Genomic DNA, 4,763 nt, shown 5'->3' on the forward strand with positions numbered 1-4,763 from the left:
ATTTATCTTTTGCCTGAGTCAGAAATTTCTGCTCTGAGGAAAAATTGTCGGTTTTTCTTTGACTCTGGCAGTGAAAGTTTCCCATAAATATAGATAGTAGTTTGGTAATTTCTGATTTTTAGCTGTGGGAGATGGAGAATTTTCTCTATTTGCCTTTTGCCTGAGTCGGGAATTTCTGTTTTGAACAAAAATTGTCTGCTTGTTGTTGGCTCTGGCAGTGAACATTTCTGTATAAATATGGATAAAAGTTTGGCAATATCTGATTTTTGGTTGTGGGAGATGGAGAATTTTCTCTATTTATCTTTTGTCGGAGTCGGGAGTTTCTACTCTGGGGAAAAATTGTCTGCTTTTCTTTGACTCTGGCAGTGAAAATTTCCCATAAATATAGATAGTAGTTTGACAATTGATGATTTTTGCTTGTGGAAGGCGGTGAATTTTCTCTATTTATCTTTTGTCGGAGTCGGGAGTTTCTACTCTGGGGAAAAATTGTCTGCTTTTCTTTGACTCTGGCAGTGAAAATTCCCCATAAATATAGATAGTAGTTTGGCAATTTCTGATTTTTGGCTGTGGGAAGTGGTGAATTTTCTCCATTTATCTTTTGTAGGAGTCGTAAATTTCTGCTCTGAGGAAAAATTGTCTGCTTTTTGTTGGCTTTGGCAGTGAAAATTTCCCATAAATATAGATATAAGTTTGGCAATTTCTGATTTTTGGCTGTGGGAGATGGGAAATTTTCTCTCTTTATCTTTTGTCGGAGTCGGGAGTTTCTGCTCTGAGGAAAAATTGTAGGTTTTTTTTTGACTCTAGCAGTTAAAATTTCCCATAAATATGGATAGCAGTTTGGTAATTTCTGATTTTTGGTTGTGGAAGGCGGTGAATTTTCTCTATTTGTTTTTTGCCTGAGTCGTAAATTTCTGCTCTGAGGAAAAATTGTCTGCTTGTTGTTGGCTTTGGCAGTGAAAATTTCCCATAAATATAGATAGTAGTTTGGCAATTTCTGATTTTTGGCTGTGGGAGGCGGTGAATTTTTTCTATTTATCTTTTATATGAGTCGGAATTTCTACTCTGAGAAAAAATCGTCGGCTTTTCTTTGACTCTGGCAGTGAAAATTTCCCATAAATATAGATAGTAGTTTGGCAATTTCTGATTTTTGGCTGTGGGAGGCGGTGAATTTTTTCTATTTATCTTTTATATGAGTCGGAATTTCTACTCTGAGAAAAAATCGTCGGCTTTTCTTTGACTCTGGCAGTGAAAATTTCCCATAAATATAGATATAAGTTTGGCAATTTCTGATTTTTGGTTGTGGGAGGCGGTGAATTTTTTCTATTTATCTTTTGCCTGAGTCGTAAATTTCTGCTCTGAGGAAAAATTGTCTGCTTTTTGTTGGCTTTGGCAGTGAAAATTTCCCATAAATATAGATATAAGTTTGGCAATTTCTGATTTTTGGCTGTGGGAGATGGGAAATTTTCTCTCTTTATCTTTTGTCGGAGTCGGAAATTTTTGCTCTGAGAAAAACTGACGATGTTTTCTTTAATTTTGGCAGTAAAAATTGCTCTTTAAATTATAGATATAAGTATGGAAAGTGAAATTTTTGCCTATGGGAAGTATGGGTAAATATCATTTTAATTTTCTCTAAAATTTTGAGTTTACTCCAAGTCAAAATTGTTGATTCCTGAAAGGAGGATGTCAGGGGAATAAAATATTTATGCTAAATTTTCTATAACGTATTTTTCTTGAGTAAAAATTTTTGGAATTAACAATGAGTAATTTTGTAGAAACTGTCAAAGGATTTTATTCTCAGAAATATTTAAAAGTCTATGATGATGGAAAGCCTGTAGATATCGAAGTAATTAAAGCCTATGAAAATTTGTCTTTTTATATTCACGGATTATATATTGAAAAAGCAGAAGAACTTCTACAAAAAGAATTTGTTCATGAATATGAGTATCAGTTAAGATTTGCCTTTAATCTTGAACACCTTGTAAGTGGGTATGGAGGACTTCATCTAAGTGACTTGCAGAAATTTGATGAGATACAAAAATGTATGGCAGTTGATGGAGAAAATGATTTTGAAGCAACAGTCAATCAACTACCAAATAGTGTTTGGGAATCATACAAACTATATAATAAAGCGGAAGAAGGAGACTGGGGTAAAGCTTATGGATTGAGAATAACTATTGAAGGTCAAGATACATTAATTATTCGCACAACTACTGATGGTGGTGATGGATGGCTTGAAGTATTTAATGCTCAAGGAAATAATCTAGCATCAGCTCGTACTAATTATAATGCTATTGCTTGGCGACCAATGTTTCAAATTCGTCAATATTTTCTTTCAGAAAACAAATATCCTCCAGAGCTAAGGTAAATTTTTTTGAGTTCTTCATAACTGTATTTTGGCTTGTTGAAAAATAACTTTTGAGAATAGAATTTTTGGAAAATATAATATAGCATCCTAAGGAAAATTTAGGACAGATAAATAGCTTCAAACTCAGACAAGGCAATATTTTTTCTTCTGCAATATTCAGATAAAATTTATCTAGCGATCGCCTCTTCAGTAAGTGGGTATAAATCAACATAAAACCGAGATATAAATGCCAGGTTAGTGAAAAAAAAGTGCTTACTTAATACCTGCTCTCTAATTTATCATCAAAATCTTCTATTATTAGATGTTGCAATTTCTTTCAAACTCAATTATTATTCTGTTTTTTCTAAAGTAAAATGTTTAACTGATTCTGCTAAACTCTCTGTAATATTCATGATTTTTTGTGAAGAATCATATAATTGTTTTGTGACTTGACTTTTTTCGATATTTTTCTTGTGGATAATTTGTAAAAATTCTGTGATTTTTTGTAGATTATCGGTCTGATTTTCTCCCAAAGATGCAACATTATTTATATAGTTATTAAATTTATAGATATTCTGAACAATTTTAGTGAGTCCTTGTTTAACTTCTTCTCCTAATTTTCGCTGTGAGAATTCTTCTACAACTATATTATTCTCAGAAATAGTCAGATTTAAGCTTTGAACATTGTGTTGAAAGTGTTCTAAACTTTTCTTGATTAAATCCCAATTATTTGCCATTTCTTGCAATTTTATTGCTATTTTTAGTAGGTCTTCGTTGCTGGTTTTCCTATAAGCAAAAATAGCAGTATTGAGTAACAAAAATTTACTGTGAATATTCATTTGCTCGACTAAAGCTTGGATTTTATTTAAATCATAATTATACTCAGTCAATCTTTTGGCTTTGTGATGAATTTCTGAAATCAACATATATGCTGCCATAATTTCTTGAAAAATTTTACCTATTGACTGGTAACTGATGGAAGCATAATTACTAATTTCTTGATAAACTTGTTCAGCTTCCCATGCTTGATATGCTCTTTGATAAAAGGTATCAACTATCGCTTCTAAAGATGTTAGAAAAGAATCTATTTCTTCTGCTTGTAAATTACTGTCTAGAGATAAATTTTGAAAAATAGTTCTACTATCTTTTGCGATTAGAGTAATAATTTCTTGACTATTATAATTGACTTTTTTAACAAGTTTCAGAAAGTTGTTGAGAGTCATATTAATACAATAAGATATTACTCCCAATTCTTCGCATCTAACTTTGAGTTTTACATAAATTTGACCATGAGCAGCAGTATCTACTTTATCTAACAATTTTATAACTTGACTAGCAATTTTTTCTTTATCTTGTTCGCTGCTTTCCTCTCTAATTTTTAGATTAATCAGAAGATTACAAATCACGTCAGCCATAGAATTAAATTTTTTAGTCAAATCTTGTAGTTCGTCATTAGCATAAATAGGAATTCTAAGATTATATTTCCCTTCAGAAATATCCTCTAGATAATTCTCTAATCTATTAGTTGAATAACGAAGTTTTTGGGCCGTTATAATACCTAAGCTAAATGTTGCAAGAAAACTGGTAATACCTGCGGTACAAGCGACCGCATAATTCCGGTGAGTTTTGTTTAGAAAAGTTGGGGAATACACCATTGTGACAATAGCAGTTGCAATTGCAGTTATTCCTCCACTAATCAAACCTATCCATAAAGGTTTATTCTTCATTAATAACTATTGTATTTACATTTTAAGCATTTCCTGCGGAATGCTGCGCAAACAGCCATCAGCTATCAGCTATCAGCTACCCTTCTATCGGAGGAACTGCCTCTGAAAGAGGATCTTTCCTATCGGAATGCTGCACAAACTCTAACGTTAACAGCTATAAGTTATTAACTGATTATCACACGTTCAGGAGGAATTAATCTCCAAAGAAAATTCAAACTTATGAAGAAATTACTCGCTTTTAGTTAACCTTAATGTGTCGATCGCCCAATTAACTCATACCAAGTGTGAAAAAAGAATGTTACAAATAAACTGGTTAGTAAATAATTAATAATTAATTGTTAATTATTTACCTAGCACCTGCCACCTAGAAAGTTATTTGTAGCCAACATTTATCACACTTAGTATTACACCTAATTTCTTGCTTGTTCCCTGAAATTATAAATCCTTTATCTAAAGTGAATTGGAAAAGGCTATATTATGATAAAATCATCATAAATTTAAGATCGTGAAATAATTTAGTTAATCTTTCTATGACTGAAAATTATGGTCAATAGCCTGCCCTTAAAAGGGGGATAAAAAAATAGAATATTCCAGATTTTAACCCTCTAGCTGAAGCTAGAGGTAATGTTAACGTTTACGTAGCATTCCCTAGGAAAATTCATCCGATAGAAAGCTAACTGATAACTGAAATG

At 32.0% G+C, this 4,763-nt stretch carries 3 protein-coding genes; 1 reads left to right on the forward strand and 2 read right to left on the reverse strand.

The window, feature by feature from the left end:
* Positions 1-145: 145 nt before the first annotated feature.
* Positions 146-991 (reverse strand): hypothetical protein, encoded by an 846-nt coding sequence (locus AC3DU7_RS16985; protein ID WP_488040502.1) that lies wholly within the window; start codon positions 989-991, stop codon positions 146-148.
* A gap of 765 nt (positions 992-1,756) precedes the next feature.
* Here AC3DU7_RS16985 and AC3DU7_RS16990 point away from each other — a divergent pair.
* Positions 1,757-2,365, forward strand: coding sequence for a hypothetical protein (locus tag AC3DU7_RS16990; protein WP_488040503.1), 609 nt, complete (start codon positions 1,757-1,759; stop codon positions 2,363-2,365).
* A 329-nt stretch (positions 2,366-2,694) separates the two neighbouring features.
* Here the strand turns inward: AC3DU7_RS16990 and AC3DU7_RS16995 are convergent, their stop codons facing one another.
* Complete coding sequence (locus tag AC3DU7_RS16995; RefSeq protein WP_488040504.1) at positions 2,695-4,071, reverse strand: HAMP domain-containing protein; 1,377 nt, start codon at positions 4,069-4,071, stop codon at positions 2,695-2,697.
* Positions 4,072-4,763: the final 692 nt, after the last annotated feature.

Source organism: Okeania sp. (assembly GCF_983059655.1).